Source organism: Streptomyces sp. NPDC015125, assembly GCF_043080045.1.
GTDB lineage: Bacteria > Actinomycetota > Actinomycetes > Streptomycetales > Streptomycetaceae > Streptomyces.
In genome coordinates, this window is record NZ_JBIBVF010000020.1 from 162,357 (window position 1) to 189,132 (window position 26,776).

The following is a 26,776-nucleotide window of genomic DNA, read 5'->3' on the forward strand; positions in this document are numbered from 1 at the left end:
TCCTCAGGCGTTACCCCACCGAACAGCGGGGTGTCCTGCGGCACCCTGTCGGTGCGGACACCTGGTATCCGTCACGTATGCGGGCAAGAACCAGCTCTCCGGATGGCCGTTGGACCGCTTCTGGCGCGCGGGTTCGGGAGGTTGGGCGCCGAGGGGTCTGCTTGTCTCGGCCGCTACAGCTTCGCCTTGGCCGGAGGGCTACCCCTTGGCCGGGTCGGCGCCCGGCCGCTTGACGACCCGGTCGCCGACCGCGATCGATTTCCAGAGCCGGCGGTCGATCCGGACCTTCACGGGTTCGTCGTCGGCAAGGCGAACTTCAACGAAGTGGTACATGTTCGAGCCGTCGAGCATGCCTCGGGACTTGTCGATGACGACGCCTTCCCAGGAGTCATCTCGTCCGAATTCGAGAGATTTGATCATGGTATGGAGTCTATGAGGATCGGCAGCCGACCATGCAGGGCCGGGAGTCACGTCCTGGAGATGACTTATGTCATGGGCGCTCCTGCAACGGGGGTGTATCACGGTGCAGTGTCCGGCCACGGTCGGCTACGGGAGCAGAGCGCTCGCCCTTGCTCGGGTGGAGGGTTCACGGGGGTCGGGCGGATAACGCAGCGATTACCGTTTCCGTTTATGTTTGCTCGGGAGGCCGCGATGCGGCTGTCCTCGATCCGCGGCCCGGCGCTGCTCATGGTGCTGACGCTCGCGTTGGCCGGCGGCTGCGGCGGTGCCTCGGTCGCCGATGCGCCCGGCCGCTCCCGGCACGACGCCCGCTCGTTGGCCATTCCGGTCGTCGCCTCGACCAACGTGTACGGGGACGTCGTCGAGCGGATAGGCGGCGACCGGGTCAAGGCCACCCCCGCCGACGCCGACGCGTTCCGCCACAACGCCAAGACGTTCAAGGACAAGCTGACCCGCCTCGAAGAACAGGAGCAAAGGAGCAAGGCGGCTCACGGGGGCAGCGCCGTGGCGCTCACCGAACCTGTGCCCCTGCACCTGACCGAGGCGAGCGGGCTGCGGAACAAGACACCCGCGGACTTCAGCGAGGCCGTCGAAGAGGGCAGCGACGTCTCTCCGCAGAGCCTGCGGCAGACCCTTGACCTGTTCACCCGCAAACAGGTCAAGGCTGCTGGTCTACAACCAGCAGACCTCCGGCCCCGAGACGGAGCAGGTCAAGAAGGCAGCCGAGGACCACGGGATTCCGGTGGTCCCGGTGACCGAGACGCTGCCCCGCGGGCAGGACTACCTCAGCTGGATGACGGCCAACGTCGCCGCCCTGAAGCAGGCATGGGGCACGTGATGGACCGCATCGAGGCGGTAACGCCGCATCCCGGGCCGGGCGGGGCGACCGGACGCGGGCGCGAGGATCCGGCGGCCGCGCCCGTGATCAGCCTGCGTGGCGCGACACTGGGCGTACGGCGACCGTGTCCTGTGGCGCGGGCTGGATCGCGATGTCCGGCCGGGGGAGTTCCTCGCCGTGGTGGGACCGAACGGATCGGGCAAGACCAGCCTGCTGCGGGTACTGCTCGGCCGGCAGCAGCTCAGCGAAGGTGCGCTGACCGTCCTCGGACACGCCCCGCGCCGTGGCGGCCGGCACATCGGATATGTGCCCCAGCAGACGTTCCGGCCCGCACACGCCCTGTTGCGGGCCCGCGACCCGGTGCGGTGGCCGTCGAGCCCGAGGCGCTACGTCACCGCCGTCGGCGGTACCTCGCTCAAGAAGGACAGCAGCACGCGCGGCTACTCCGAGTCGGTCTGGGGCATGTCCGCCGGTGGCGAGGGAGCCGGCTCGGGCTGCTCGAAGTACGACGCCAAACCGTCCTGGCACAACTGAGCGCAACGCAGTGGCACGGGGCGACGCCGGCGGACACCGGGGGACGCCGGTGGTGACCCGGACGAGCGGCCTCACCGCCGTCCGGCAGACTGTCGAACTCACCGGCAGCTGCCCCGACTCCGGCCCCTCGAAGGAGGGTTCTCCCCGGCACTGAAACGACCCCGGAGCGCCGCCGCTGGACGCGACGGCGGCGCTCCGGGGTAGATCCGTACGGCAGCGGGGGAGAGCTGGGGGCGGCCGGGTGCTCAGGAGACGGGGTCGAGGAGCGTGTCGAAGGACGCCGGGAGGCGCTTCCATGCCTCACGTCCGTCGGCGAACTCGTTCTCCGTCAGCAGGCAGGAGTCGAGCAGCCGCTCCAGCCCTTCGCGGTCCAGGCCGGGTGCGGTGAAGACGAGGTGCTGACAGCAGTCGCCGTGTTCGGGATGCCAGTCGAGGGCTGCGGCCGCTCGGCGCATCGGGGGAATCATGTCCCAGGCGGCGTCCGGGAGGGACGCGAGCCACGGGCCGGCGTTCTCCACGCACAGCGCGCCGCCCGCGGCGTCCCAGGACAGCAGGGTGTCGGGGCGGTCGGCGAGCCAGAACCGGCCACGGCTGCGAACGGCGGCGCAGGCCAGGTCTTCCAGCGCTTGGTAGAGCCGTTCCGGGTGGAAGGGACGCCGCCGGTGCCACACGAAGGTGGCGACTCCCGACTGCTCCGCTTCCTGCGGGAGCAGCGCGCAGGCCGGGTGCTGGGCGGCGGCGGCCGCCTCGACGTCGAATCCGGCGAATGCGGCCTCCGCGAGCTGACGGGAGGCCACGGGCACCTGGCGCGCCGTCGGGTGCAGCTGCGCGAGGACCGCACGGTCCTCGTCGTCCGCCTCCTCTCCGTCGACGAGCGCGAGCACAGGGGCGTACTCCAGCTGACGCGCCCAGGTGTCCCCGATGGTCCGCTGATCGGTTGCGGCCGCCGCGAACCCGGCCTCCGCCAGGTCGTCCCCATTGGCGAGATACGGCAGCACGAGCACGGGGTCGACCGCGGTCATCACATTGGAGAGCGTCAGCGTCTCGCCGCCGTGTGCAGCGATGACCTCGGCCATCGCCCTGGTTTCGACGGAGTCCCAGAGTTCGACCACCGCCAGCCGGTGCAGACCGCTCTCGGCCAGCCGCCGGAGTTCGGGCACCAGGTCCTCGCGCAGGGCGCAGCACGCGCAGTCGTTGATGAGGGGGGCCTCGCCGGAGGACAGCTCGCCCGAGGCGTCCCGCACCGTGCGACGTACCGTTCCGTCCGCTGCCGTGGAGAGGTCGTGGTGGAGCGCGACGCTGCCGCGCACGGTGTGCAGCAGTCGCAGCACGACCTGCTCGCGGGCGTCGGAATGCAGCCCGCCGACGAGGACGACGGGGAGTTTGCTGTTCTCCGCCATCACCGTGCCCCGCGCCGGGCGTACCGCCGCTCGAAGCGCTCGACCCGGCCGGCCGTGTCGAGTACACGGGCCGTGCCGGTGTAGAAGGGGTGGCTCTGCGACGAGATCTCCACGTCGATGACGGGGTAGGTGTTGCCGTCCTCCCACTCGATGGTCTGGTCGCTGGTCGCGGTCGACCGGGTGAGGAAGGCGAAATCGGCTGCCTTGTCACGGAAGACGATGGGCCGGTAGGTGGGGTGGATGCCGGGTTTCATGACGGTGTTCCTGTCTGTGAGTTCAGCTCGGGGGGCAGCGCTCGGGGTCAGCGTTCTTCGCGGAAGTCGACGTGCCGGCCGACCACCGGGTCGTACTTGCGCAGGACCATCCGGTCAGGGTCGTTCCGCCGATTTTTGCGGGTGACGCAGGTGGTTGGGGCCTCCCCTGCTCGAACGAAGTGGAGAGCTTGGGGAACGGTGCCCGCGGTGGAGCGGAGTCTGATGACCGGGCGGAGTTCGTTGCGTGCCATTGGCGCTACTATATGGGAATGGTTTCCATTACCGATAACGTCCCCGGCGAGAGGTGACCCACTCCATGTCCGCCCACTGTCAGCTGACCGGCGCCGAGCCGGGCTTCGGCAAGACCATCTCCCACTCGCACCGGCGTACATCCCGTCGGTTCGACCCGAATGTCCAGCGCAAGCGCTACTGGCTGGCGAGCGAGGGGCGTCACATCCGGCTCACCCTCAGCACCAAGGCGATCAAGACGGTCGATTCCATCGGTATCGAGGCCGCGGTGGCCCGCATTCGCGCACGAGGGGTGAAGGTCTGATGGCCAAGCAGAGCAAGATCGCGAAGAACGAGCAGCGCAAGGTGATCGTCGAGCGGTACGCGGTCCGGCGCGCCGAGCTGAAGGAGATCATCCGGCGGCCTTCGTCCACCGACGGCGAACGCGACGCCGCCCAGGCCGAGTTGCGGCGCCAGCCGCGCGACGCCAGTGCGACCCGGGTACGGAACCGGGACAGTGTGGACGGCCGGCCCCGAGGTCATCTGCGCAGGTTCGGTATGTCCCGGGTGCGGATGCGCGAGCAGGCGCACGCCGGATTCCTCCCCGGAGTCACCAAGTCGTCCTGGTGATGTCCGACGACCGTCACGGTGGATGGCGCTGCGGCCCGGGCCCTTGCCCAGGCCGCGGCGTCGTCCCGGCCAATCCCTCCAGAAGGGGGTACCGATGAACCGCGCAACACCGGGCGTCCCGGGGCGCCCCTTCACGCTGGTCGCGTGCATCAACTGCGCAAGCGATGTGGGTGAACCGGTGAGGGACCGGTTGCGCGCGGCACCCGCGCCCCGCCACGTCGCCCACCTCGACTGAGGGGAAGTCCAGTGCCCAAGGGGCTGTTGAGCATCGTGGTCGGGAACACCCCGGCTGCCCGGGGGCTCGCGGTGGACACGCTGGTGCGCGCTTCGCCCTGCGCCGTGGTGCTGGCCGCATCCATCCACTGCCGGGATACCGGGTACCCGGTCGTCCAACGCTTTGCTGCCGGTCCCCGGGTATCGCCGTCCCTCTCGCAGCACATCTCACGGGTAGCCACCGGCGACCCGGCGGTGATCCTCCGGCAGGACCTGCTGGCGATCAGACGCAGCGTGCGACCCCCTCACCTGGTTCTCGCCCTCTCCGACGAGCTGGATCTCCTCCCGTTCCTGGTGGAGTTGTGGCGACCGCGGACCGGCGCCAGTGCGCTGGGCGACCACTACGTCCCGGCCCCGGTCGTGGCGGGGCTTGACCCAGCGGCCTTCCTGGCCGAGCTCGGATGCGTCCACCGGGCCGCACGCTTGTGGGACGGTACCGATCGCACCCGTGTCCTGACACCGGCCGAGGTAGCCGCCCGCAGGGTGGAAGCCGCCCACGGCGTACTCGTGACGGCCCAGCCGAGCCCCACCGACCGTCGTACGGACGGGGTAGCCGCCCTGGCGCGTCACCTTAGCCCCTCCGCCACGCTCGTCCCGATCGCCCAACAGCGGCAAACGGCAGCGGAGTTGCCGCCGTCGTTGCTGCGACCTGTCCCGGACGCCCTTGAAGAGTGGCGGGCCCGGCTGGAACCGGTGACCGTGGCGCCCGCACGCCTCGGTACCGACCCGGGTGCGACTTCGGTGGTGTGGCGGGCCCGGCGACCGCTGCACCCCCAGCGGCTCGCGGACGCACTGCCCACCGTCATGGCCGGCGTGGTGCGCAGCCGAGGCCACCTGTGGCTGCCCAGCAGGCCCGCAGCCGTGGTGACCTGGCGGTCGGCCGGACCGCACATGGAACTGCGAGAAGCGGATCGCTGGCTGGAGCCCGAAGACGAGAGTGCCTGGCGGGGCGCATCCCCACAACGGCGCACCCTGGCCTCGTGGTTCTGGCACGACTACTACGGCGAACGCCGCAACGCCCTCACGTTCACCGGCACCGACCTCGACCGGGGCCGCCTGTGCACCGCCCTCGACGTTGCCCTGCTGGACGACAGAGAGTTGTCACTGGGCTGGGACGGCTGGGCAGCCTTCCCCGATCCCTTGCTGGGCGACGTCCCGCTCTGAGCCGAGCCAGGGCCTCGGACCCGGGCACGAACACAGCGTGCGCGGCGACCTCGCCCGATGGGCTCATCGCGGCCCGGCGTCCCGGGTTCTGAGGCACCTCTCAGTGGTACGGGCGTACGGCGGATCGATCGGGCGGATGCCGCGAGCCCAGGAGCGGCGCAGGGGGCAGGCATGCCTGAACCTCCGTTCACGGCGAATGCCGCTGTCATCGCGGCGGCGGGTACCTGGTGTCCGCCGCCGCAGGGCGCGGCAGCTCGGACGTACCGGTGCCCCTGTGCTCCGCAGGAGCACAGGGGCACCGGTGTGCGCACCTCGTGAGTTGCCGGGTTGGGCGGTGCCGTGGCTGCGACCACCGCCCAACCCGGAGCTTGTCAGGCTTGCGGCACCAGATCCGGATGCTCGTGTTCGCAGGCGTCGTTGATTCCGTACGTGTCCCAGGCGGGGAACGGGTCGTCGGAGAGCTGTTCCCCGTCGGCCAGGAGGCAGTTGGCCAGGGCCGCTTGAAGTGGCTCGGCGTGCAACCCGGTGCCGATGAAGACCAGTTCCTGGCCCTGGCCGTCTCCGACGCCGCGGGCACCGGAAGGCTCGAAACGGGCGACTGCTCCGGCCTGCGACCACAAGCCCGTGACCTTCGGGCGGCTGGCCAGCCAGAAGAAGCCCTTGGAGCGCAGGATCTGACCATAGGTGCCGCTGTCCAGGCCCTCGGTGACGAAGGTCCACAGTCGGCCCGGGTGGAATGGCGTATCGGCGCGGAAGACCGTGCTGGAGATGCCGTATTCCTCGGTTTCCGGGATGTGGTCGCCGTTGAGTTCCTGCACCCAGCCAGGGGCCTGCTGGGCCCGCTCCAGGTCGAAGAGTCCGGTGCCGAGGATGTCGCCGGGGTTCACCCGGCCGTGCCGGGCGGGCACGATGCGGGCAGCCGGGTTGAGGCGGGTGAGCGCGGCCTGAAGGCGTTCGGCGCCGGCCGCGTCGACGAGGTCGGTCTTGTTGAGGACGATGACGTCGGCGAACTCGATCTGGTCCATCAGCAGGTCGCTGACGGTGCGTTCGTCGTCCGCGTACTGGTCCAGCCCCCGCTCGGCCAGCCCGTCGCCGCCGGCCAGCTCCGGCAGGAAGCCGGCGGCGTCGACGACGGTGACCATCGTGTCGAGCCTGGCGAGGTCGCCCAGGGTCGCTCCGTCGTCGCGCGGGAAGGCGAAGGTGGCCGCGACGGGCATCGGTTCCGAGATGCCGCTGGATTCGATGAGGAGGTAGTCGAAGCGTCCCTCGCGGGCCAGCCGATCGACCTCTTCGAGCAGGTCGTCGCGCAGGGTGCAGCAGATGCAGCCGTTGGTCATCTCCACGAGGCGTTCCTCGGTGCGGGAGAGGGCGGCCTCGCCACCGCGCACCAGGGTCGCGTCGATGTTGATCTCGCTCATGTCGTTCACGATGACCGCGACGCGCAGGCCCTCCCGATTGCCCAGAACGTGATGGAGCAGGGTGGTCTTGCCCGCTCCGAGGAAGCCTGACAGGACGGTGACGGGTAGTCGGTGGTGCGTCATGCCGTCGTCTCAGCTCTCCGGACGCAGCAGCCCGCGCTCGTACGCCTTGGCCAGCCGCTGCGGTACGAGGTAGGGGGTGCCGTCGACGGTGACGGGCACGAGCTGGGGAGTCGTGGCCTTCCACTGGGCGCGGCGGTGGCGGGTGTTGCTGCGGGACATCTTCCGCTTGGGTACGGCCATGACGACCTCCTGCGTGACTAGGCGACCCCTGCAGGCTATATGAAAATGGATGCCATTTCCAAATGGGTTTCGTGAAGCGGCTCGGCTGCCGCACAAGAACCTCAACCCTCCGGGCCGTCAATCGGCTCCTCCGCCACCTCAAGGAGCGCGCGTGACATCGGGGTTGATGCCCAGAAGTGTGCCCCGGCCTCCCCGTTCCGCCACGGCGAGCAGTTGTCGCCCGGTCCACGCAAGGGACGTGGCAGGGGTGGTCGGATGCCATGCGGCCAGGGAGCTGTACCCGCTCCTCCCGCCTTGGGTGTCGGCGCGCCACAGCCGGACGGTGTGGTCGGATCCGGCCGTCGCGAGTGTGTCCCCATCGGTGGGGTGCCAGGCCGGCGCCGATGCGCATACGGGGAGGACGGCCAGTCGCCTCGGTCTCCTGGGGCCGATGGCCCGGAGCGAGAGGTGGCGCTCGGCCGATACGGCCAGCCGGTGCCCGCTCTTCCTGAATGCCGGGGCGTGCCGGCCAGAGGCGCCCTCGCACTCCACCGGCTGCGCCGCTGAGCAAGGGCGTCGACAAGGGTGGGCCGAAGATCAGGTTCACGGCGCGCGCCACGGCCATCGAGCCCGGCCGCCGGCTCGTCCTCGCCTACGTCCACGGTGCCTTCCGCGGCTCGGCGGAGTTCACCGTGGACCTGCTGGAGGACGGTGGCACCGGCTGGCCCTGCGCATCCGTGCCCGGCCGCACGGCGGATTCGCGCTGCTCGCCCGGCTGGTGGACGTCGGCGCGCAGCACAGCCGCGCCACCCGCGCGGCCCTCGAACGCCTGCCGGGCCGCTTGCTGGCCGCAGCGGTCGCGGCGCCTGGGCGGTGAGGCGTCCTTCGCCGCGCTGTGCGGAGTCAGCCCCGTCGAGCGCTCCTCGGGCCGCCATCATTACCGTCGGCTCAACCGCGGCGGCGACCGGCAGGCCAACGCTGCCCTGCAACGGATTGTGCAGGCCCGGCTGCGCTTCGACCCGCGCACACGTGACTACTACGAGCGCCGCACGAAGGAGGGCAAGACCCGGCGCGAGATCGTCCGAGGCCTCAAACGCTACGTGGCCCGAGAGTTCTCCAACCTGGTCAGGCCCTCACCATCATGACCTCCGTAATAGGGGCAGCGTGAGAGCGCGGCCTGGCGTCCGCGCATGTGGAGCGGCCACGCCGGGCTCAGCGAGCTCGGCGTGGCCCACCACGGCCCAACTCGCGCTGGCCCAGCTGCCCAAACACCATCTACGTGGCCGGCAGACACTCATCCACACCGACTCTGGCGGCGGCACCCACGAGTTCGTGGCCTGGCTGGCCCAGCGCGGCCGGTGGCTGTCCTACTCGGTCGGCATGACCATCACCGACGCCATCCACCAGGCCGTTCTCACCGTCCCTGCCTCGGCCTGGTCAGCGGCGGTCGAGCCCGGTGGCGAGATCCGCGACGGCGCCTGGGTCGCCGAGCTCGACGGCGACGTCCTCACGGGCTGGCCTCAGGGTATGCGGCCGATCGTCCGCAAGGAACGCCCACACCCCGGCGCTCAGTTGCGTTTCACCGACGCCGACGGTCTGCGCCTCACCGTGTTCGCCACCTACTTCAGGAACACGCCGATCGCCGCTCGCGAACTCCGCCGTCGCCAGCGCGCCCGTGCCGAGGACCGTATCCGCGCCGACCGCGCCACTGGCCTGCGCAACCTGCCCCTGTCACCACCGCCCGCCGCCGGCACCTCAGGTTCGCCCGCCACTGGCCCTGGACCAATGTCATCACCGAGGCGATCCAGCGACGCGCAACCCTTCCGAACCCGGGCTGACCAGCACGTCCCCATCCCTACGAGCAGCACGTTCCCACCGGAGCCGTGGAAACGCGGCGCCCACCCGACACGACAGTCGGGCCGCCGTCACGCCCGAAGAACACCGTCGAACGCAGATCGGCCGCCGGCAAGAGCTGACGGCCAATCACGAAAGATCGAGCCGCGGACTGCCGGGTGACGGTGGACTGCCTCTATGGCTTGACTTTCGTTGGCTCCAGGCGTCGCCTTCCGGTACTGCTGCTCATCCGAAAGGCGACGCTGCGGCTGCGGTATTCTCCTCGGCCAGGGTGCTCGGGTGCTGTGGGGCACTGAAGGAAATACCGCCGGCCACCACAGTCGCCAGCTCCAGGAATTCTTCCTGAGCCCCGAGTTCCTCCGTGGACAATGTGACCGCTACTGCTTGGGGCGTGCGGGGGAATGCCATCTGGAAACTGACGGAGAGTACTTCGGCGGCTCCGTCTGTCGGGACTCCGAAGAATGCTCCTGGCACCGGTACCACGGCGTCTGACACCACGACCGCAGCGATTCCCGCGGGAAGCTCGATGACGCCTTTTTGCAGACTGGTGCCGCCATCTGGATGGGCGTCAAGCAAGCTGCGGGCAAAGAGGTTGGGGTCTCCCGGCGGTCGGTCGGCCACGGAGATCTGGCAGGTTCCGGTAAGGAGCAGATCGTCGTCCGTGCAGAGAGTGAAGGAGCTTAAGTGGACCAGCCCGTCCTCGGCCAGCTTGCTCAGTGCGGCTTCGAAGCTGAAGACGCTGGTGATGATCTGTCTTTGGGTTGCCGAGGGACAGATCTGGGCGAGCGCGTCGTAGTTGGCATCCATACGCGCCGCGGCATCTCCCGAGACATCGATGGGGTGGAAGCCTTCGGGGAGCGTGTACCACATCGGCAGGAGTCGGGTGGATCCTGGAGTCACGGCTTCTTGCATCATCACAGGCCCTTAGCGACGGAAAAAATCTTTTTCAGTGGATCAACTGCCATACCGGCACCGACGATGCCATCGTTCATTTCCGTGCCCTGCGTTGCTCCGTCGGTAGTGCTGTCGCTGTGAGTCCAACCCATATCCAGGGTCTGGGCGGTGGGGACTGCGAGACCCCCGGTCACGACTGCCTGTGTCACGTCAGCGGCCATCTCAGCAGCCCCTTGTGACGACCCGAGTTTCTTGGCTGCCCATTCAATCGGTGTCCCTATGACGCGATTCGAGGGGCTTGCTGCTTTGGTGAAATCCTTGAAGTGCACGGCGCCGGTTTTCGCTGCCTGCGAGACGGTTGTGGCAGTCTTCGCCACCGCGCCGGCGCCACGTGCCGCGCCGAAACCTGCGCGCCCCGCGCCGATGGCCGCTTTGGCCCCCCTTACGGCCGGGCCGACGCCGGGGACCGCGCCGAGCACGTCTCCGCCGAGGGTTGCCCATTCACTGATGTTCTTCGACGTCGGCGGGAACATGTCCTTGCCGCTCTTCGCGTACTGGTTGGCGTGTTGGGCTGCCGCAGCCAGGCTGAGACCGATTGCGAGCGGTGCGAGCACCGGGACGAAGATGGCGGCGATGCCGGCAACCGTGGCTGCGATGGTCAGCAGATCGCCCCCGTGCTCGTCCCACCAGTCCCCAACTGTGTCCCAGAATCCGCCCCCTGGCGCGTGGTCGCTGGAGTGCTTGCGTATCTGGTCGGCGAAGTCCTGCGCGGTATCACCGTGGTGACTCTCCAGCTTCTTCGCGTCGTCGATGAGATCCCGCAGCTTGGTGCTCGCGTGGTCCAATGCCTGTGATGCACTGTCCACGCGGCCCTGGGCGATATCAAGGCGGCGTTGGGCACTGTCGAGTTCGGTCTTGGTCTCGAAAGTCTGCCCCGCCAGCCTCAGATCGGGGTGGGTTCGGGCCGTCTCGTACTGTTGCTCAGCGTTTTCGGATTTTTTCCTCGCGTCCTTGGCGTCTTCTTCGAAGTTGTTCGCTTTCACCTTCATGTCGTGCAGCGCGTCGCTCCACTTTCCCAGTTCACCACCAGCGGCTTTGAGCGAGTCATGGGCACGCTTGAGGTAATCGGGAAGATCCGTCACTTTCTCGGCAAATGCCTTGGCCGCTTCTCCGGTCCAGTAGGAGCTTTCCTTGTCCAAGGAGTCCAGAAGGTTATAGGTACTCTGGAGGGTTTCTGCGGTCGCCTTGAGGTTGTCGGCAAGGTTGGTCGCCAAATGGGGGTGGCCCGGAGTCGGGTTCCAGCCAAGTCCGCTCCAGTCGTCGCTCACTTCGCTCCCCCTCCGACCTTCGCGAACCCGCTCTTGATCTCCTCTTCGGTCTTCTCATACGCCTTGAGGATGGCCGGCAATGCCTCGTTGAGCGTCTTCAGTCGCTTCTTCGTTTCCTTCAGCCCGTGCTCCCAGTCGCCCTCGAAGTCTTCGCATGCCTTGTCGAGCGACCGCTTCCCGAGATTCTTCGGGCCCGTGCCCTTCATCCTGCGCAGAGCCTCTTCCAGCTGACTTTCACTGTCTTCCAGCTTCTTCTTCAGATTCCGCAGCTGAGCCAGGTCGGTCGTGAAATCCGCCATGCCCCCCCCTACTGTTCGATTGACGCGCTTCTTCTCGTACGGTTCTACTGGCCTGGTTTCTTCTGCTGGTTCTCACGTGCGGCGACGGTCTCCCGGTAGGCAGCGACAGTCTTACCGTGCAACCGGTTTCCTTCCTTGCGCAGCCGCCGAGACCGCGTGATCAACCGGATGCTCAGAATCAGTAGCGCCACGGCGCACACCTGGAGAACGGTGTAAGGCAGCCAGAACCCCCAGGCGATCCCTGCGATTCCTTCTGCTGACAGGCCGGCCATCATGGCCAGGGCCGCGCCCACGATGGCCCGTTCGCTCTTGGCGCGGTATTTCAGCAATCCCCTTTCCGCCGCTTCCAGGGTGGCTTCGTCCAGGGGGTCGAATCCTTCGCGTTCACGGATCCAACCGGCCGTGCGCTGAGCCGCCGCATTCTCTCGTACGACCTCAGGAGCGGGGCCACCCCGCACATCCGAATCCGTCGATAAACCTGGCTGCGTGCCCATGCGATAGAAGAGCCACTGCCCCCTTGCTCCATGAGACTGCCGCAGGAACCCCTCTTCACGTGCGATGTCCTCAGCCTGCCCGACGGACGTACCTGGATAGCTGGATGGATCGATTCGAATATGCCCCCGGATATTTGGGGTTCCTGAACGCAAATCATGTCGAAATTCTTCGACAAGTCGCTCCGACGGAACGTTTCGGCGCTGCCTGCGCGTGTCCCAGGAAGCGAAGGCACCCAAAAGAAACAACACTCCCAGGCCGACTGTCACCCATTTCAGAAAGCTGGGATCGGCGTGTCCGCCTGGTGGGGCCGCCCACTGGTCGACAGCAAGGAATATCTGACTCACGCCCACCCCTTTAGACGCGCCGGCAACGCCCGGCTTTCGCTACAGAACCGACCAGGATCGCCCTGGTGGAATCATCACGAGAACAAGTTGCTGCGGCAAAGAACGGCTGACGCCTTGCGCCCTGCCCGGCGCTCACGGGCAGCGCTGTTCTTCAGGATGCCGGGTGCACTTCCATTCCCCTCCGGTCTGCTGGTCCCGCAGCTCCATCATGTTGGTCATCTCCGAGCCCAGCCGGCCCGACCAGAACTCACCGCCAAGGGAGACCGATGCCCCGATCGTGGCGTAATCGTCGGAGGTCCGGAATAAGCGCGAAGATCTTTTCCCGTAACGTATCCCGTGCCGAGGTATCCCCGTAGCAATGGCCTGTGTTTCTTGATGCGCCACATACGCGATTGCTGCGGTTGTGCTCCTCCTTTACCGTACCCAAGCGTCACGCTAAGGGCTGTCCCGTAACTGCTGGTCACGGATGAGATGATCTTGGTGTGGCTGGTGTGATCACGGCGTCGGAGTCGTCCTGGATAGCCCCGTTCACCGGGCTGAGCCCGCGTCAGTTCAGCAAGTCGATCACCGCGTTGCGCCGCGAGGGCGCGGACCCGGTCCGCAAGGGCCGGCCCTGGAGCCTGTCGTTGAAGGACCGGGTCCTGCTGGTCGCCGCGTACTGGGGCACCAATCTCACCCTGCGCCAACTCGCCCCGCTGTTCGGGGTGTCGAAGTCGGCCGCCGACCGCATCGTCGACCACCTCGGACCGGCGCTCGCGCTCCAGCAACGCAAGCGGTTCCGCAAAGACACCGTGCTGATTGTGGACGGCACCTTGGCCCCCACCCGCGACCACACGATCGCTGAGCAGTCGAAAAACTACCTGTATTCCACCAGCCACCAGGTCGTCATCGACGCCGACCCCCGGCTCGTCGTCGCCGTCGGCCGGCCACTGCCGGGCAACCGCAACGACTGCAAGGCGTGGGAACTGTCCGGCGCGAAGGACGCAGTCGACAAGGCGACCGTGATCGCGGACGGTGGCTACCGGGGCACTGGCCTGGTCGTCCCGCACCGTCGCGAGCGCGGCCAGGCCGAACTCTCGACTTGGAAGGAGGAACACAACACCTCCCACCGCAAAGTCCGCACCCGTGTCGAGCACGTCTTCGCCCGGATGAAGGGCTGGAAAATCCTTCGCGACTGCCGTCGAGACCGACCAATGAAGCAGCGCGTCCGCGCCATCCTGATCACCCAGGACAACACCCTGCTGCTGATGAAGCGCATCCGACCCGGCACCGCCCCCTACTGGGTGATCATCGGCGGTGGCGTTGAGAACAGCGACGCCACCCGCAAGGACGCACTCCTGCGTGAGGTCCGCGAGGAGATCGCCGGTGAGGCCGAGATCGGCCGCCTGTTCCACCAACTCGAAAACCCCAAGGGCGAAACCGAATACTTCTACCTCGCCCACATCACGCAGTGGAACTTCGACGACAAGACCGGACCCGAGTTCCAGCGGGACGACCGCGGCGAGTACCTCCTCGACGAGATCCCCCTCAGCACCGATGCCCTCGCCAGCGTGAACCTGCTCCCCGAGGAGATCTCCCACGTGCTGCGCGCGGCCCTTGAACGCGGGGATCTGCACACCACGGTGTAGCCGCTGGATGTACGCGATTCGTGGACAAGGCGATTCGACCGGCAGTGCGACGCCCGTACCGCCACTTCGTCTGGGGCGCGGGTGCCCGCCGTTCGTGTCCGGGCCGACAGCGTGAGTCATGACAGACCTCCTTTCGGGGGGAGTTCCGTGATCGGTGACGGTGCGGCGAGCGGGATCCCCCATCGCGTCCTGGCGATTCGTGCCGCTTGCTCCGCTTGCTGATAGCCCTGCTCGCCCCAGCCCAGGAGGGCGGCAGCCTGATGGGGGGTGGCCAGCAACCGGGCGAACTGTCGCCCGCTGGCCGGATCAACCAAGGAAGGCCCGGCCCCGGTGATCGGCGCCGCCAGCCGCAGTCGGGCGCACTCGCCGATCCTTCCGTAGGCCTCCCCGGTGGCGTCGTAGACCCAGCCCAGCCGCTCCACCTCGCCGAGGGTCAATTGCGCTTCCTCTGCGGCCTCGCGTACCAGGGCGGCTTCCGGTGAGGCGTCGGTGGGTTCGACGGTGCCGCCGGGCAGCATGGCCAACGGTTCTGCCGGGTCGATGACCAGCACTACCCGGCCGTCGGGGGCGAACAGCCAGCCCCACGCTTGCGGGATGGGGAGGTGTTCCGGGGCGCTGCCGGGGTGCCAGGGCCAGTCGCGTCCGGCCCGGGGCCGGGTGTGCACCCGGTACCGGTCCAGGGGCGGAACGGGGCCGACGTGCCGGCCTCCGCTGAGGTGGGCAGTGGTGTCGGCCAGGCGAGCGCGCAGCGCGGCCAGCAGGATCTGTGCGTCGACCGGGATCATCCGCTCGGCCGCCGCCCGCGCGTCGAGGAACTCGTATCCGCTCAGCTCGTCCTGGGGCAGACGCATTCTGGCGATGTCTCGCGGGGTGAGGGTTCCGCCGTCCACCACGTAGCGGACCTCGCCGGGAAAGGGCATTGCTTCGGTGCGGTCCGGGTGCCCGGGGGCGAGCCAGTGCACGGCCAGAAGCCGTCCCGGTGGCATCGACAGGCCGAGTTCCTCCTGGACTTCGCGCCGGCAGGTCTCATCGGGGCCTTCGCCTGCTTCTACGCAGCCGCCCGGCAGCAGCCACTGCGTGCGGTAGGTCGGCTTGACCAGGAGGACACGGCCGATCTCGTCGGTGAACAACGCCGCCGCGCCGAGCCAGACCGAATGTCGTGAGCGTGCGTATTCCTCGTGTGACATCTCTGGTTGTCCGGGTGCGACAGCCGAGGTGCTGCTGGCGGAGGTGTCCACTGATGCTCCTTCGGATGGGGGCGCTGGTCGCCCCAGGGGAGCGGAGACGCAAGCGCTCCGCTCCCACTCGGGCTATGGCGTGGCTGTCTGCTCCAGGTAGCAGACCGATCGGGTGTGGCGGGCTCGGGCGACCGCCTGGAGTCGGGCGAAGGAGTGCGTGGACATCTCCTTCTGCCAGACGTCCAGTGACTTGACGGCGACCTCGGTGTGTTCGTCCGGGTCCAGGACGATGCTGTCGAGCTGCTTCCTGGTCAGCCGGCCACCGTCGAAGATGAAACCGATCTTGTGGGTGGTCCAGCCACCCAGTGGAGGCAGGAAGTGCACGGCTAGCAGCCGCGGTTCGATAGCGAGGCGCAATCCGGTCTCTTCGAGGCATTCGCGGAGCGCGCACTGCCAGGGCGTTTCATCCGGGTCCATGTTGCCGCCGGGCCACTGCCACAGGTCGGCGTTGCGTGCAGCACGCAGTTGGAGCGGGCGGTTTGCCTCATCGGTGACGAAAAGGCACCCGTAGACGGTGGCTTTGGGCAGAGTCGCGATGTACTGCTCGGGAGGAAGCCACGTTCCACTCATGCTGTCTCCCCGGGGGACGGACGGTCGGCGGCCGACACAGCCGGAAGGAACTTGGCTGCCTTCGCCGCCTTGACGTCCGAGATACTGCTCCGCGTCGTCGGGGCGCATGCGCGCGAGGGCGACCATGCCCGTGATGACGACGTCTGCGATCTCGGAGTGGACGTCCTGCCAGGTGTGGCTGTCGCCCTTGCGGGGGTTGGTGCCGCGGGCACCGATGACGGCCTGGGAGGCTTCGCCGGTCTCCTCGGCAATCTTCAGTACCTGCAGTGTCCACTGCTGTGCCTGATCCAGGCTGCGGGCGTCGTCGTGGGCGTCGAAGCGACGGGCAAGACGACCGACCGTCTCCCAGACGACTTCTTCCACGGTGCGGGGTTCTGCCGACGGAGGCGTTGCTCGGTCGTATGCCATGGGGCACTCCTAGCCAGCGGTGGTGTAGTGCGGTTCATAGGCGGCACGGAGGTGTGCCAGGTGCGGCCGGACCGCCGAGCAGGTCGGGCTGCCGCGGACGTCTCGGGCCGGTGGTGGACTGTCGGGGCACCGCGTCCGAGGGAGCACAGATCTCTGATCGCGAGCGCAGGCGGTATGGACTTGGAGAGACGGGCAGTTGCAGGCCCACTGTCACGGCCGGAATGGAACGGATGCTCGTTGCGAGGTCAGGTGACGCTGCTGCTGTGCTGGGCGTCTGGAACCTGGGGCAACCAGGAGACGGCGTCCTCGCGGAAGCTCTGGTTGACCGGCACGAGGCCGGACGCGTCATCCAGCGCCGAGAGGGTGATCGCGATGCTGTTGGCCCCGTCGTCGAGAGCGCACAGCTGGCTGCCGCAGTCCGGGCAGAAGCCACGCCGGGAGTCCGGCCAGGTGTAGTGCCAGACCGGCTCGCCGCCCTCCCCGGTCCAGGTCAGGCCGCTCAGAGGGAAGGAGACCCAGGACATCAACGGGCCGCCCGACAGCCTCTGGCAGTGCGTGCAACTGCAGGTGTGGGGATAGTCGGCGACGCCAGTGAGGGCGAAGCGGATCCTCCGGCACAAGCACCCGCCGGACCGCAGGGGGCTGTCGGCGCTCATGCCCATTGGCTCGTCTCCCCGTGGTGGTGTGGTCATTACGTTGCCTCCTCGGTGACGGTGTGCGGCGTGGCCAGCCGCCAGGTCAAGGCGCCCTGCCCGCGGCCGGCGCGCACCCGCTGTTCGCCGTCGGACTCAAAATCGAGCCGGTAGGCCTCCGGCTCCCCGGCGGCCCGCCACCGGACGGTCGTCTCGCGGATCTCGGCCCAGATGTCCCGCGGGCCGCTGGCCGTGACCGTCCACGTGCCGGCCACGTCCGGGCGGGCGACCATCCAGGAGCCGCAGCCGGGCGCGCCGATCACCAGGTCGTCGACCCCCCTGTGCCGCACCAGGCCCGGGTGCAGGGCGTCCAGCGCGAGCCAGAAGCCGCGGGCATCGTCCGACGGCGGTACCTCAGCGGATCGGAAGGGCGGAGCCTCCGCGCTACCAGCGGACCGCGCTGCGATGCGCTCGCGGAATGCTGCGGACAGGAAGATCTGCTGGCGGCCGTGCCCCGCACGGTGGGCGAACTCCACCGCCCGCAGGTGCGAGGTGACCTGCCCGTCCGGGCTCCGGGAGACCACCGCCAGTGCGGGCCACGACGGCGACGTCGTCGTGATGTGCATCAGCATCCGCCCTCCTGGGGCGAGTTGCTCCACCAACGCTCCCGGCACGCAGGGGAGGGCGAAGGAGACGAAGATCCGGTCGTACGGGGCGCGCTTCGGCCAGCCGGCCTCACCGCTGCCGCTCACCACGGCGGGCCGGTACCCGAGGTCCCCCAATCGCGTCTGCGCGGCCACCGCGATGTGCTGATCCCGGTCGAGGGTGACCACCCCGGTGTCCCCGCAGATGTGACAGGCCACCGCCGCGGTCACCGCGGCTCCGGCGCCGATGTCGAGTACCCGATGTCCGGGCTGCAAGTCCAGCTCCTGCAACAGCTGGGCGGTAAGGCTCATCACGGTCGACATGGACGTGATCCCCCCGCCCGACCGGGCGCGGCCGGTCCGGCCCACGAGAGGCTCCCCGTCGTGCTGGATGAGCACGCTCTCGCCGCCGTAGAGCACCGCCAGCAGCTCCTCGCGGTCACCCGGTTCCGACCAGTCCAGCAGGTCCCAGCGCGGCGGACGTTCGTCGAGTGCGCTGCGGCGGACGTACGCCTGCGGCATGAGCACCTCGCGAGGCAACGCGAGCAGGGCCTCGCGCACCCGGCCGGGAACGAGGGCACCGGCCGCCTCCAGCCGGGCGACCATCTCCGCCCGCGCGGATGCTGCTTCATCTGCGAGGGCCGGTCCTGGGCCGCCTGTCCCTGGCGACCGATCACGGCCCCGTCGGGGTGGCACATCGCCTTGCGTGCCGGTTCGGTCCGCTCCTCGGCGCGTCTCGGCGGTCATGACCAGCCCATTTCCGTATAGAGGCGGCCTGCACGAATGCCTTCGATGGCGGCCCAGGTGTAGGGCACGATCGGCGCCGGAAGCCTGGCCGGGTGCCACCAGCCCCAGCCCGTGCACTTGTCGGGCTCCCGGACCGCCGGAGTTCCCGACCACTCGCGAGCCCGGAAGACCACTTGCATCAGTGGTCGGCCACCGGGACTGTCCACGAGGTGTACGACGTGGACGAGTTCGACGTCGCCGGGCTCGATCAGCAGCCCCGCTTCTTCCTCCGCCTCGCGGACGAGGCAGGAGAGGGCGGACTCCTGCTCGCAGTGGCCGGCCAGGAAGTGCCACGTCGATCCTGCGTAGGCGGAGTCGGGGTGGCGCAGACCGAGCAGCACCTCGCCGTCGGCGTTCTCCAGGTAGAGGTGGACGCCGATCCCGTTGAGCACGGTGTTCCTGCCCGCGGTCGCCACACGAGCAGTGCGTGGGCGCGGGGTGCGGTGGGCGGCGGAACTCGTTTCGGCGTGGCGGCGGATCAGATCGAGGGTGGTCGGGGCCATCCGCAGGCGTGGCATGACGTCCGGCCGGAACCAGTGGAGCATGACGCCCTCGGTCAGTGGCAGCGTCGCGGGGTCGCCGTTCCACTGGCCGGCAAAGATCTGAATCGGGACGGCGGTGCCGTCGCTGCTCCGTGCTTTCTCGACGGCGAGGGGGACGAGGTCGGGGATGTCGAGGCCGGCCTCTTCGCGCAGTTCGCGCCGGACCGTCTCCTCCAGGGACCGGTCGCCCGGTTCACGGCCGCCGCCGAGCAGGGACCATGACCCCGGCTCCCAGATCCCGGGGACCTCGTCCCGCAGGTGCAGCAGGTACGCGCCGGCCCCGTCGTGAATCAGCGCCGAAGCGTTCGCCTGCCTACGTCCCGTCGGCAGGGCAGAGAAGAGCTGCGGAGTCTTCTCGTTCATGGGTGCACCGTCCTGGAGTCGGAGGCTTTCGGATACGGTCTGATGGCCGCCCCCCCCTGAAGGGTGAGCATCTGGGCGCAGTCGCCGCCGAGGGGCATGAGTTCTTGATGGGGTCCCGCCTCGGTGGCGCTCACCGGGCCTTCTTGTGTTCACGTGACTCTTCGCGCCGAGGTGCGGGGAGTGCGTCTGCCGGGGGAAGGGCGATTGCGTACTGGGCGGCCTGCGCTTGGAACATGCCGTGGTACAGGCCACCGGCGGTCATGAGCTGGTCGTGCGTGCCGTGTTCGGCGATGCGGCCGCCGTCGAGGACGTAGATGTGGTCGGCGGTGGCGGTCGCGGCGAGACGGTGGGTGATCAGCACGACGCCGGTGCCGTTGCCTGCCACGGACCGCAGGCGCTCGAACGCTTCGATCTCGGCGTGCGGGTCGAGGGCGGAAGTGGGTTCATCCACCAGGAGAAACGGCGCATCGCGGTAGCGGCTGCGGGCGTTGCCCAGCTTTTGCCACTGCCCGCCTGAAAGCTGCACGCCGCGTTCATAGCCCTTGAAGACGATGGAGTCCCATCCGTGCTCCAAGCCCTCGATCAGGTCTCCCACATCGGCGGCCCGTGCGGCGGCCTTGACCTGGCTCATGTCCCGTGGGCGGTCCCCGGCACCGACGGCGATGTTCGCGGCGGCTGTCATCTGCCAGTGCGGGAAGTCCTGCGCCAGCAGCCCGACGGAGCCGAAGACCTGGGCCCGGTCGGCCTCGCGTACCTCCACCCGTTCCCCGTCCGCCCCCACCCACCACACTTCTCCTTTGCCGGGCAGCAGCAGCCCGGCCAGGAGTTTGGCCAGCGTGGTCTTGCCGGAGCCGTTCGCACCCACCAGTGCCGTCACTTCGCCCCGGCGCACGGTGACGCTCACCTCGCGCAGTGAGGGCGTTGTCGCTCCCGGATAGGTGAAGCAGAGGTCCTGGACCTGAATCGCCCGTACCGGGGAGGGGAGCGGCATACCCGTCGTCGGGATGGCGTGCTTTGCCGCCAGCTCGGTGGCCGCCTCGGTGTCGCCGAGCTGCAGCATCTCCTCGTACATGCGGTTGATCTGCTGCACGAGGGAGGTGAGCTGGGCTGTGGAGTTGCGGATCGCGACCACGGCGGTGCCACCGACCGCCAGCGGCAGTCCGCCGCTGGTCAGCAGCCACCACAACATCCCGTAGCAGCCCAGGGACGCCAGACCGGAGAACGCGCCGGCGACAAGGTCCGTGCGAGCTTGAGCCCGGGCCAGGCGCCGCTGTTCGGTCTCCATCAGCCCCGACATCTCCCCGTACCCGCGCAGCAGCAGCGAGGAGGCCGCGTGCACTCGGATCTCGCCCGCCGCGTGCGGCATCGTCAGGTACTGCAACAGGGTGGCCACGGCCCGGCGGTGGTCGACCCAGTGCAGTCGCGAGATGTATTCGCGCCGGGCGGACCGCACAGCCCCCCAGCCCTTGGGCAGGGCGATGGCCAGCAGCATCGGAAGGAGAGCCCAGTGCAGCGAGGCCAGCACGACGGCCGCGGCCACCATGCCGATCACGACGCCGGCGACGCCCACGGACAGGCCGAGCATCCGCCTGGCGGAGTCGGTGCCGAACTTCCCCGCCTCCAGGTGCCGCTGCACGTCCGGCTGTTCGGTAGCCTCGACCTCCACCCGTGCGACGGCACGGTAGTACTGGGTGGTCACGGCCCGCTCCACCTGCGGTTCCAGCCGTCCGGACATCGCTGTCGACCAGGCCGACAGCAGGGCTGCCCCCACGGAGACGACGGCCAGCACCAGCAGCGCAGGCAGTGACTGCCGCAGCTTGTCTGCGGTCGGACCGTCCGCGAACAGCTGGTTGAGCACACCGTTGACGGCCACCAGGCCGAGCGCGGCCGTCACGCCCTGTGCGATCTGCGAGACCACCAGGCCGATCAGTGCCCGTCGGTCTGCGGTCCACCCGGCCCGTAACACCACACCCACCATGCGCGGCAGCGCAGCGGCCATCTGCCCGAACCGCATGCGGGCGACGGCACCTTCGTGCTCAATGAAGGACTGGTCCCAGCGCAACCGTCCCCCGAACAGCTCGCGCTCCGCCGCTGAAATGCCGTCCGCGTCTGCCTGCTGGCCCCTCACAGCCCGGGCGAAGCGGGCCACGTCGCTCCATAGCTTCATGCCCGCCACCAGGTATCCGGACGGGATGAGTGGAGAGTACGACGGGACGAGGCGTCAATTGCGTGACTAGGGGGGCCCGCCGCCACGGGCGCGGGCTGTCGCCGTTCGAATCGAATGGGGTGATGTGCATGGATGTGCGCAGAGTTCATGGCTTCTCCTGGAAGGGCGTTGGTGGGCACAGATGCTCTAAAGAACGGCCCGTGCTGCTCCCCGTAACGGGTACTTCGGGGGCAAATGGTGAACGCATGTTCCAGTCGTTGGTGCGGGGAGCATGCCAGTTGGCCTGGGAGCATCTGCGGGAACTCGAACAGCACGGGCCGCTCTTTTGGGGGATTGCGCGTGCAGTGGGTGGGCGCACGGGGCCGAACCAAGACGTGGCGGCGGATACGGCGGTATGGGAGGAGGGCCCCAGCCAGCCACGCAGGGCCAAGTCCTCCTCCATGGAGGCCATCACGGACTTGCCCTCGGCATCGGCTCCCCACATCTCCTGCCGATAGAGCAGGTCCGGGTGGAGTGAGGCGAGGAGCTGGTTGGCTTCCTTGAGCTTGTTGGAGTCAGCGCCGCCGTTGGCCTCGAAGTTCCAGCAGAGCAGGGTAATGCTGCGGCCCATGCGATCAGTGATCCTTTCGTGGGTCCTAGCAGATGAAGCCAGGCGTCTGGTCTTGTGCACCGCACCCGCCCAGGGCGTGACGGAAGAAGGCGGAGTTGCGGGACGGCGGGGATTGCGGGGTTCAGATGTCCGTCTCGGTGGTGGCGAGGGCGAGGAAGCCGCGGCGGGCGTGGATCCGTCGGAGGGCGTCCTCGTAATCGCCGTTGAGGTGGGAGATGTCGGTCCGGGACATCGCGGCGATGCCGTCTATGTCGTCGTGGTCGAGGGCAACCAGCAGGCGGGCCGGCTGAGGTCGAGTGACGGGGCCGGTCATCCCTGTGAAGTCCACGGCCGGAGCCCGTTCCAGGACCGGCCGTTCCGAACGGCCAGGCCGCGGGCTACGGCCAACCGCACGGCAGGGTCCTGGTGCGCCTACACCATGGTGTAGATGCCCATGCCCATGCCCATGCCCATGCCCATGCCCATGCTGATGCCGATGCCGATGCCGATGCCGATGCCGATGCCGATGCCGATGCCGATACGGGGGCGGGGCGTACGGCAGATGGCCGCGGCAAGGCCGGCTTCGCGTATCGCCTGGAGTTCGGCGTTGGTCTTCTGAGGACGGATGCAGCGGGGGACCACTCTGGCCAGGTCGGTCTCGATCCGAGTCGGGTCGTGGTGGGTGGGGGCTGCTGTCGCTGCGGTGTACCGGTAGGTGGTCACAGGCATCCCGTAGGGGCAGTTGTGTGAGAGCACGTGAGACGAGAAGCCCCGCCGGAATGCTCCGGCGGGGCTTCTCCGCGCGGCGAACTAGACGACGCAGTGTCAGGCTCTGGCACTGTTGTACTCCGGCTCTCCGCTTCGAGCACACGGAGCAGGAACGCGGTGACGACACGTGCGCTACGGCAGCTACGCAGCACGCGGCATAAGAACTCCGCGAGGGTCCAGGGGCCTACCCCTTCGCACGCGAGAACCCCAACGCGCTGGAAGCATCTGCCAAGCTCCCGGTTTTGTCCGAGGTGGCGTGGACGTAGGGCTGTACCGGGCGCCCATCTCCGCGTGCGCGGAGCGGACTCACCAAGTTCGGCCCGGTATCGCATCTGAAGCGGAACATCTCCGCGTGCGCGGAGATGTTCCGAGCCTGTGGCTGCTCCCGGAGGACCACGAGACGCTCCGGACCGCGCAGCGCCATGCGGGCGACTCCGACCTGGCCGCTCTGCTTCATCGCGTCCCGCAACAACCGGTACGGGCGGGCGCCGGCTCCCTCGACGCCCAGGAAGTACGACCTGTCCCATGCGATGGGGCCGATCTGGTCTGACGGCAGGAAGCCGAGCACCTCGATCGTCTTCACGCCGGGAAGGGGCAGATCCGCGAGATCGCTGGCGTTCAGCACGACGGGTGCGGCCATCCGGAGCCTCCTGGCCGCGAGCGACCCACTGGTACGGCACCTCGACGCCTTCAGCCTCGCAGCTGTGCCGTTGCCGGATTCTGGCCCCATCGACGGCATGCACGAGAGGAAGGCAGGGTCTGGGCGGCCAACTCGTGCAGCTGGGTCACGAAGTGTTCCTCCCGTCGCAGCAGACAAGGTGACCTGGGATTTTCGGAGCCGACGAGGTCAGCCGGGGAGGGGGATGAACAGCAGGATGTTGTGGGCGGTGGCGGCGGTGTAGCAGGAAGTGCCGGGGAAGGTGGCGGTGTAGAAGGGGGTGGCGACGGCGAAGACGGGGACGACGGCGTTGTGGAGGGTGGCGGTGCCGTTGGCGTCGGTGACGGCGGTGCCGAGGTTGACCGGGCCGAAGAGCGTGGTGGCGGTGAAGGTCACCGGCTGACCGGCCACCGGCATCCCCGAGGTGGTCGTCAGGGTGGCGCTGAGGGTGGGGATGTAGAACTCGGGCAGCGGGGTCAGCCGGAGCCGGATCGTGCCTGGCTGCGCGGTCAGCGTGGTGGGGGTGGGGTTCACGGTGACGGGGGTGCCGGCGGTGGAGCCGATGAAGCAGCTGTCACCGCTGTAGGTGGCGGTGAGGGTGCCGGTGGTCAGGGCGGTGGTGGTGAAGCAGGCCTGCCCCGATGCGTTGACGGGGACGATCTGGGTCTGGCCGTTGGGGAGGGTGAAGGTGACCGTGCCGGTCGGCACGGAGGTGGTGGCTGGTGCCGGGGTGATGGTGGCGCATACGGTCACGCTCTGCCCGCAGGTGGAGGGGTTCGGCGTCACCGACAGCGCCGTCGTTGTGGGGTTGGGGCTCAGGGTGACGGAGGTGGGGTTGCCGTTCACGGTCGCGGTGAACGTACCCGCGGTGTAGGTGTGGGTGGTCTGCCCGCTCCCGGTGGCGTCCAGGGGGACGGTGACCGTGGGGCTGGCGTCCCCGAAGTTCACCACCGCTGTCCCGTTCGGAGTCCCCCCGGAAATGGTGAACGTCACCGGTTGGCCGCACACCGGCGACGCCGGCGAGGTCGTCACCGTCAACGGCGAAATCTCCGTCACGTTGGCCGAATTGGCGTTGGTGACGTAGACATTGCTGTTCTGCGCCGCCGCCACCGAGAACGGGAACGCGCCGACGGGGACGGTGGCCAGGACCGTGTTCGTGGTGCTGCTGATCACCGTCACGTTGTTGGAATTGCTGTTGCCGACGTAGACGTTGCCGGTCGGCGCCACCGCCACTCCGAACGGGCCCCCGCCGGTGGGGACGGTGGCCAGGACCGTGTTCGTGGCGCTGTCGATCACCGTCACGTTGTTGGAAACGGTGTTGGTGACGTAGACGTTGCCGTTCGGCGCCACCGCGATCACCCCCGGGACCGTGCCGGCGGGGACGGTGGCCAGGACGGTGTTCGTGGTGCTGTCGATCACCGTCACGTTGTTCGAGGTCTGGTTGGCGATGTAGACGTTGCCGTTCTGCGCCACCGCCGCCGCGCCCGGGAAGCCACCGGTGGGGAGGGTGGTCAGGACGGTGTTCGTGGCGCTGCTGATCACCGTCACGGTGTTCGCGTTCCGGTTCGCGACGTAGACGTTGCCGTTCGCCGCCACCGCCACCGCGTCCGGGACCGCGCCGACGGGGACGGTGGCCAGGACCGTGTTCGTGGCGCTGCTGATCACCGTCACGTTGTTCGAAGTGCTGTTGGCGACGTAGACGTTGCCGTTCGGCGCCACCGCCAGTGCGAACGGGCCCCCGCCGGTGGGGACGGTGGCCAGGACGGTGTTCGTGGCGCTGCTGATCACCGTCACGTTGTTCGAGCTCTGGTTGGTGACGTAGACGTTGCCGTTCGGCGCCACCGCGATCATGGCCGGGTTCGAACCGGTGGGGACGGTGGCCAGGACGGTGTTCGTGGTGCTGCTGATCACTGTCACGTTGTTGGAATTGGCGTTGCCGACGTAGACGTTGCCGTTCGGCGCCACCGTTACCGCCAGCGGGCTCGTGCCCGCCGGGATCGTCACCGTGGAGAACGCCGCACTGAAGGGCGCGACCGCAAGCCCCCGTACCGCGGCCACCTCGGATCCACCGGCCGGTACAACCGGCCGAACCCCGCCGGCTACCGCCGGAGCTCCCCACCAACCCGTAATCGGTTCCATGACAAACCTCTCTCAGCTGAGAGGGCCGCCCAAGAACTCCCACCGGGGCCCGCGTCGCACGGCGCCGGTATACGCGAACCGGATCACCGCTTGCACACCGGGACAGAGAGGGGGCACGCCGACATGTACCACGCACCCGCGCACCACAGGGGTTGCCCATCTCTCCCCGGAGAGATGGGCAACCCACCGGAAAACAGTCCCCACCATTAACCCGAAATGGCCAATAGAGCACCATCGCCTTGACTCGATATCACCCGGACAGACCAATACACAGTCCAACCCGGGCACGCCGTACGAGACGACGAACTGCCGAAGAACGACGAGGACGGTGAAGAGACGGTGCTGCACGCCACCCGCATGACCCTGGGTCTGCTGACCCAGCGAATCGGGCAGCTTACCGACCAGATCCAGGACCTGGAAGGCCGCCTGGCCCGGCTCGTGGAACGCTATGCCCCGCAGCTGCTCAATGTGGTGGGCATCGGGCCGGACACGGCCGTCACTTTGCTGATCACGATGGGGGGCAACCCGGAGCGCCTGGGCGGTGAGGCGTCCTTCGCCGCACTGTGCGGGGTCAGCCCTGTCGAGCGTTCCTCGGGCAGTCGGCAATACCGTCGCCTCAACCGCGGCGGCGACCGGCAGGCCAACGCCGCCCTCCACCGGATCGTGCAGACCCGCCTGCGCTTCGACCCACGCACCCGGGACTACTACGAACGCCGCACCAAGGAGGGCAAGGCCCGGCGCGAAATCGTCCGATGCCTCAAACGCTACGCCGCCCGCGAGGTGTTCCACCTGGTCAGGCCCACACAGCCATGACCCCCGTCATAGGGGCTGTTGTGAGATCTGAGAGCGTGAAGGGGGTGAGTGAGATATCGACACACCCTGCAAGGCCGCTTTGATGGGCCGGTAGACGCCCCGGTCCTGGTCACGAGCAAGGCACCCGCGTCCGTACC

At 68.4% G+C, this 26,776-nt stretch carries 29 protein-coding genes and 4 pseudogenes; 12 read left to right on the plus strand and 21 right to left on the minus strand.

Going from position 1 to position 26,776, the window contains the following annotated elements; all coding sequences use genetic code 11:
- Positions 1-198: 198 nt before the first annotated feature.
- Entirely contained in the window at positions 199-420 is a 222-nt protein-coding gene (locus tag ACF088_RS31610) for a hypothetical protein (RefSeq protein ID WP_392379306.1), read from the minus strand.
- Between the two features lie 267 nt (positions 421-687).
- On the opposite strand from ACF088_RS31610, the pseudogene ACF088_RS31615 reads away from it, so the two are divergent.
- The 3 genes and pseudogenes from ACF088_RS31615 to ACF088_RS31625 all read left to right on the plus strand — a co-directional run.
- Positions 688-1,065: pseudogene (locus tag ACF088_RS31615) on the plus strand (ABC transporter substrate-binding protein); the annotation flags it as partial.
- Positions 1,066-1,093: 28 nt separating this feature from the next.
- Positions 1,094-1,297, plus strand: a complete 204-nt coding sequence (locus ACF088_RS31620; protein ID WP_392379307.1) for a hypothetical protein — start codon at positions 1,094-1,096, stop codon at positions 1,295-1,297.
- A gap of 96 nt (positions 1,298-1,393) precedes the next feature.
- On the plus strand, positions 1,394-1,831 hold the full coding sequence (locus ACF088_RS31625) for an ATP-binding cassette domain-containing protein (protein WP_392379308.1): 438 nt from the start codon (positions 1,394-1,396) through the stop codon (positions 1,829-1,831).
- Positions 1,832-2,076: 245 nt separating this feature from the next.
- Here the strand turns inward: ACF088_RS31625 and ACF088_RS31630 are convergent, their stop codons facing one another.
- The 3 genes from ACF088_RS31630 to rpmG are packed head-to-tail and all read right to left on the minus strand — an operon-like array spanning position 2,077 to position 3,736.
- Entirely contained in the window at positions 2,077-3,231 is a 1,155-nt protein-coding gene (locus ACF088_RS31630; protein ID WP_392379309.1) for a CobW family GTP-binding protein, read from the minus strand.
- A complete protein-coding gene (locus ACF088_RS31635) occupies positions 3,231-3,485 on the minus strand; it encodes a type B 50S ribosomal protein L31 (RefSeq protein ID WP_392379310.1) in 255 nt (84 codons plus the stop codon). Before ACF088_RS31635 ends, ACF088_RS31630 begins: the two co-directional genes overlap by 1 nt.
- A 47-nt stretch (positions 3,486-3,532) precedes the next feature.
- A complete protein-coding gene (gene rpmG, locus ACF088_RS31640) occupies positions 3,533-3,736 on the minus strand; it encodes a 50S ribosomal protein L33 (RefSeq protein ID WP_392379311.1) in 204 nt (67 codons plus the stop codon).
- Positions 3,737-3,801: 65 nt separating this feature from the next.
- Here rpmG and rpmB point away from each other — a divergent pair, with 65 nt between their 5' ends.
- The 4 genes from rpmB to ACF088_RS31660 all read left to right on the plus strand — a co-directional run bounded on the left by rpmB (position 3,802) and on the right by ACF088_RS31660 (position 5,780).
- Positions 3,802-4,038 (plus strand): 50S ribosomal protein L28, encoded by a 237-nt coding sequence (rpmB, locus tag ACF088_RS31645; RefSeq protein ID WP_392379312.1) that lies wholly within the window; start codon positions 3,802-3,804, stop codon positions 4,036-4,038.
- A complete protein-coding gene (rpsN, locus tag ACF088_RS31650; protein WP_392379313.1) occupies positions 4,038-4,343 on the plus strand; it encodes a 30S ribosomal protein S14 in 306 nt (101 codons plus the stop codon). The genes rpmB and rpsN overlap by 1 nt, the downstream gene beginning before the upstream one ends.
- A gap of 94 nt (positions 4,344-4,437) precedes the next feature.
- Complete coding sequence (locus ACF088_RS31655) at positions 4,438-4,578, plus strand: hypothetical protein (protein ID WP_392379314.1); 141 nt, start codon at positions 4,438-4,440, stop codon at positions 4,576-4,578.
- An 11-nt stretch (positions 4,579-4,589) separates the two neighbouring features.
- Complete coding sequence (locus ACF088_RS31660) at positions 4,590-5,780, plus strand: GTP-binding protein (RefSeq protein ID WP_392379315.1); 1,191 nt, start codon at positions 4,590-4,592, stop codon at positions 5,778-5,780.
- A 371-nt stretch (positions 5,781-6,151) separates the two neighbouring features.
- Here the strand turns inward: ACF088_RS31660 and ACF088_RS31665 are convergent, their stop codons facing one another.
- On the minus strand, positions 6,152-7,321 hold the full coding sequence (locus ACF088_RS31665) for a GTP-binding protein (protein WP_392379316.1): 1,170 nt from the start codon (positions 7,319-7,321) through the stop codon (positions 6,152-6,154).
- 9 nt (positions 7,322-7,330) lie between these two features.
- Positions 7,331-7,501: a 50S ribosomal protein L32 gene (gene rpmF, locus ACF088_RS31670; RefSeq protein ID WP_006601600.1), complete on the minus strand. Its 171-nt coding sequence runs from the start codon at positions 7,499-7,501 to the stop codon at positions 7,331-7,333.
- Positions 7,502-7,992: 491 nt separating this feature from the next.
- Between rpmF and ACF088_RS31675 the strand changes: the two genes are divergently transcribed.
- Positions 7,993-8,625 carry a transposase gene (locus tag ACF088_RS31675; RefSeq protein ID WP_392379317.1) on the plus strand — a complete coding sequence of 211 codons (633 nt, stop codon included), beginning with the start codon at positions 7,993-7,995 and terminating at the stop codon, positions 8,623-8,625.
- Between the two features lie 61 nt (positions 8,626-8,686).
- Positions 8,687-9,318 (plus strand): annotated as a pseudogene (locus tag ACF088_RS31680) (transposase); the annotation flags it as partial.
- A 241-nt stretch (positions 9,319-9,559) separates the two neighbouring features.
- Here ACF088_RS31680 and ACF088_RS31685 read toward each other — a convergent pair.
- Genes ACF088_RS31685 through ACF088_RS31700 form a run of 4 tightly spaced genes read right to left on the minus strand, consistent with a single transcriptional unit; the run spans position 9,560 to position 12,694 of the window.
- Complete coding sequence (locus ACF088_RS31685; protein ID WP_392379318.1) at positions 9,560-10,249, minus strand: hypothetical protein; 690 nt, start codon at positions 10,247-10,249, stop codon at positions 9,560-9,562.
- On the minus strand, positions 10,249-11,556 hold the full coding sequence (locus tag ACF088_RS31690; RefSeq protein ID WP_392379319.1) for a putative T7SS-secreted protein: 1,308 nt from the start codon (positions 11,554-11,556) through the stop codon (positions 10,249-10,251). Before ACF088_RS31690 ends, ACF088_RS31685 begins: the two co-directional genes overlap by 1 nt.
- On the minus strand, positions 11,553-11,855 hold the full coding sequence (locus ACF088_RS31695; protein ID WP_392379320.1) for a hypothetical protein: 303 nt from the start codon (positions 11,853-11,855) through the stop codon (positions 11,553-11,555). The genes ACF088_RS31690 and ACF088_RS31695 overlap by 4 nt, the downstream gene beginning before the upstream one ends.
- 44 nt (positions 11,856-11,899) lie before the next feature.
- Positions 11,900-12,694, minus strand: coding sequence for a hypothetical protein (locus ACF088_RS31700; protein WP_392379321.1), 795 nt, complete (start codon positions 12,692-12,694; stop codon positions 11,900-11,902).
- Positions 12,695-13,176: 482 nt separating this feature from the next.
- Between ACF088_RS31700 and ACF088_RS31705 the strand changes: the two are divergent.
- Both ACF088_RS31705 and ACF088_RS31710 read left to right on the plus strand, forming a co-directional pair.
- Positions 13,177-13,875 (plus strand): annotated as a pseudogene (locus ACF088_RS31705) (transposase); the annotation flags it as partial.
- A gap of 27 nt (positions 13,876-13,902) precedes the next feature.
- Positions 13,903-14,322, plus strand: a pseudogene (locus tag ACF088_RS31710) (NUDIX domain-containing protein); the annotation flags it as partial.
- A 116-nt stretch (positions 14,323-14,438) separates the two neighbouring features.
- On the opposite strand, the gene ACF088_RS31715 reads toward ACF088_RS31710, so the two are convergent.
- The 11 genes from ACF088_RS31715 to ACF088_RS31765 all read right to left on the minus strand — a co-directional run bounded on the left by ACF088_RS31715 (position 14,439) and on the right by ACF088_RS31765 (position 25,745).
- Positions 14,439-15,560, minus strand: a complete 1,122-nt coding sequence (locus ACF088_RS31715; RefSeq protein WP_392379322.1) for an NUDIX domain-containing protein — start codon at positions 15,558-15,560, stop codon at positions 14,439-14,441.
- Positions 15,561-15,632: 72 nt separating this feature from the next.
- Positions 15,633-16,538 carry an NUDIX domain-containing protein gene (locus tag ACF088_RS31720; RefSeq protein ID WP_392379323.1) on the minus strand — a complete coding sequence of 302 codons (906 nt, stop codon included), beginning with the start codon at positions 16,536-16,538 and terminating at the stop codon, positions 15,633-15,635.
- Between the two features lie 245 nt (positions 16,539-16,783).
- Positions 16,784-17,230 carry a GFA family protein gene (locus ACF088_RS31725; RefSeq protein ID WP_392379324.1) on the minus strand — a complete coding sequence of 149 codons (447 nt, stop codon included), beginning with the start codon at positions 17,228-17,230 and terminating at the stop codon, positions 16,784-16,786.
- Positions 17,230-18,420: a protein-L-isoaspartate O-methyltransferase gene (locus tag ACF088_RS31730; RefSeq protein ID WP_392379325.1), complete on the minus strand. Its 1,191-nt coding sequence runs from the start codon at positions 18,418-18,420 to the stop codon at positions 17,230-17,232. The genes ACF088_RS31725 and ACF088_RS31730 overlap by 1 nt, the downstream gene beginning before the upstream one ends.
- Positions 18,421-18,557: 137 nt before the next feature.
- Complete coding sequence (locus tag ACF088_RS31735; RefSeq protein ID WP_392379326.1) at positions 18,558-19,505, minus strand: NUDIX domain-containing protein; 948 nt, start codon at positions 19,503-19,505, stop codon at positions 18,558-18,560.
- Positions 19,506-19,635: 130 nt separating this feature from the next.
- Positions 19,636-21,672 carry an ATP-binding cassette domain-containing protein gene (locus ACF088_RS31740; protein WP_392379327.1) on the minus strand — a complete coding sequence of 679 codons (2,037 nt, stop codon included), beginning with the start codon at positions 21,670-21,672 and terminating at the stop codon, positions 19,636-19,638.
- 145 nt (positions 21,673-21,817) lie between these two features.
- Positions 21,818-22,282, minus strand: a complete 465-nt coding sequence (locus ACF088_RS31745) for a hypothetical protein (protein ID WP_392379328.1) — start codon at positions 22,280-22,282, stop codon at positions 21,818-21,820.
- 121 nt (positions 22,283-22,403) lie between these two features.
- A complete protein-coding gene (locus ACF088_RS31750) occupies positions 22,404-22,595 on the minus strand; it encodes a hypothetical protein (protein ID WP_392379329.1) in 192 nt (63 codons plus the stop codon).
- Positions 22,596-22,693: 98 nt separating this feature from the next.
- The gene (locus ACF088_RS31755) at positions 22,694-22,984 is read right to left on the minus strand and encodes a hypothetical protein (RefSeq protein WP_392379330.1); all 291 of its coding nucleotides are present in this window, start codon (positions 22,982-22,984) and stop codon (positions 22,694-22,696) included.
- A gap of 229 nt (positions 22,985-23,213) precedes the next feature.
- Positions 23,214-23,669, minus strand: a complete 456-nt coding sequence (locus ACF088_RS31760; protein ID WP_392379331.1) for a Ku protein — start codon at positions 23,667-23,669, stop codon at positions 23,214-23,216.
- 207 nt (positions 23,670-23,876) lie between these two features.
- Entirely contained in the window at positions 23,877-25,745 is a 1,869-nt protein-coding gene (locus ACF088_RS31765) for an Ig-like domain repeat protein (protein WP_392379332.1), read from the minus strand.
- Between the two features lie 420 nt (positions 25,746-26,165).
- Between ACF088_RS31765 and ACF088_RS31770 the strand changes: the two genes are divergently transcribed.
- Positions 26,166-26,639, plus strand: coding sequence for a transposase (locus ACF088_RS31770; RefSeq protein ID WP_392379333.1), 474 nt, complete (start codon positions 26,166-26,168; stop codon positions 26,637-26,639).
- Positions 26,640-26,776 lie beyond the last annotated feature (137 nt).

Coding starts and splice junctions, on each gene's coding strand:
- rpsN (WP_392379313.1), top strand. CDS start 4,038: ATGGCCAAGCAGAGCAAGATCGCGAAGAACGAGCAGCGCAAGGTGATC.
- rpmG (WP_392379311.1), bottom strand. CDS start 3,736: ATGGCACGCAACGAACTCCGCCCGGTCATCAGACTCCGCTCCACCGCG.
- ACF088_RS31610 (WP_392379306.1), bottom strand. CDS start 420: ATGATCAAATCTCTCGAATTCGGACGAGATGACTCCTGGGAAGGCGTC.
- ACF088_RS31760 (WP_392379331.1), bottom strand. CDS start 23,669: ATGGCCGCACCCGTCGTGCTGAACGCCAGCGATCTCGCGGATCTGCCC.
- rpmF (WP_006601600.1), bottom strand. CDS start 7,501: ATGGCCGTACCCAAGCGGAAGATGTCCCGCAGCAACACCCGCCACCGC.
- ACF088_RS31750 (WP_392379329.1), bottom strand. CDS start 22,595: ATGACCGGCCCCGTCACTCGACCTCAGCCGGCCCGCCTGCTGGTTGCC.
- ACF088_RS31665 (WP_392379316.1), bottom strand. CDS start 7,321: ATGACGCACCACCGACTACCCGTCACCGTCCTGTCAGGCTTCCTCGGA.
- ACF088_RS31745 (WP_392379328.1), bottom strand. CDS start 22,282: ATGGGCCGCAGCATTACCCTGCTCTGCTGGAACTTCGAGGCCAACGGC.
- rpmB (WP_392379312.1), top strand. CDS start 3,802: ATGTCCGCCCACTGTCAGCTGACCGGCGCCGAGCCGGGCTTCGGCAAG.
- ACF088_RS31635 (WP_392379310.1), bottom strand. CDS start 3,485: ATGAAACCCGGCATCCACCCCACCTACCGGCCCATCGTCTTCCGTGAC.
- ACF088_RS31730 (WP_392379325.1), bottom strand. CDS start 18,420: ATGGTCGCCCGGCTGGAGGCGGCCGGTGCCCTCGTTCCCGGCCGGGTG.
- ACF088_RS31655 (WP_392379314.1), top strand. CDS start 4,438: ATGAACCGCGCAACACCGGGCGTCCCGGGGCGCCCCTTCACGCTGGTC.
- ACF088_RS31675 (WP_392379317.1), top strand. CDS start 7,993: ATGCCGGGGCGTGCCGGCCAGAGGCGCCCTCGCACTCCACCGGCTGCG.
- ACF088_RS31695 (WP_392379320.1), bottom strand. CDS start 11,855: ATGGCGGATTTCACGACCGACCTGGCTCAGCTGCGGAATCTGAAGAAG.
- ACF088_RS31725 (WP_392379324.1), bottom strand. CDS start 17,230: ATGACCACACCACCACGGGGAGACGAGCCAATGGGCATGAGCGCCGAC.
- ACF088_RS31720 (WP_392379323.1), bottom strand. CDS start 16,538: ATGGCATACGACCGAGCAACGCCTCCGTCGGCAGAACCCCGCACCGTG.
- ACF088_RS31735 (WP_392379326.1), bottom strand. CDS start 19,505: ATGAACGAGAAGACTCCGCAGCTCTTCTCTGCCCTGCCGACGGGACGT.
- ACF088_RS31685 (WP_392379318.1), bottom strand. CDS start 10,249: ATGATGCAAGAAGCCGTGACTCCAGGATCCACCCGACTCCTGCCGATG.
- ACF088_RS31740 (WP_392379327.1), bottom strand. CDS start 21,672: ATGAAGCTATGGAGCGACGTGGCCCGCTTCGCCCGGGCTGTGAGGGGC.
- ACF088_RS31630 (WP_392379309.1), bottom strand. CDS start 3,231: ATGGCGGAGAACAGCAAACTCCCCGTCGTCCTCGTCGGCGGGCTGCAT.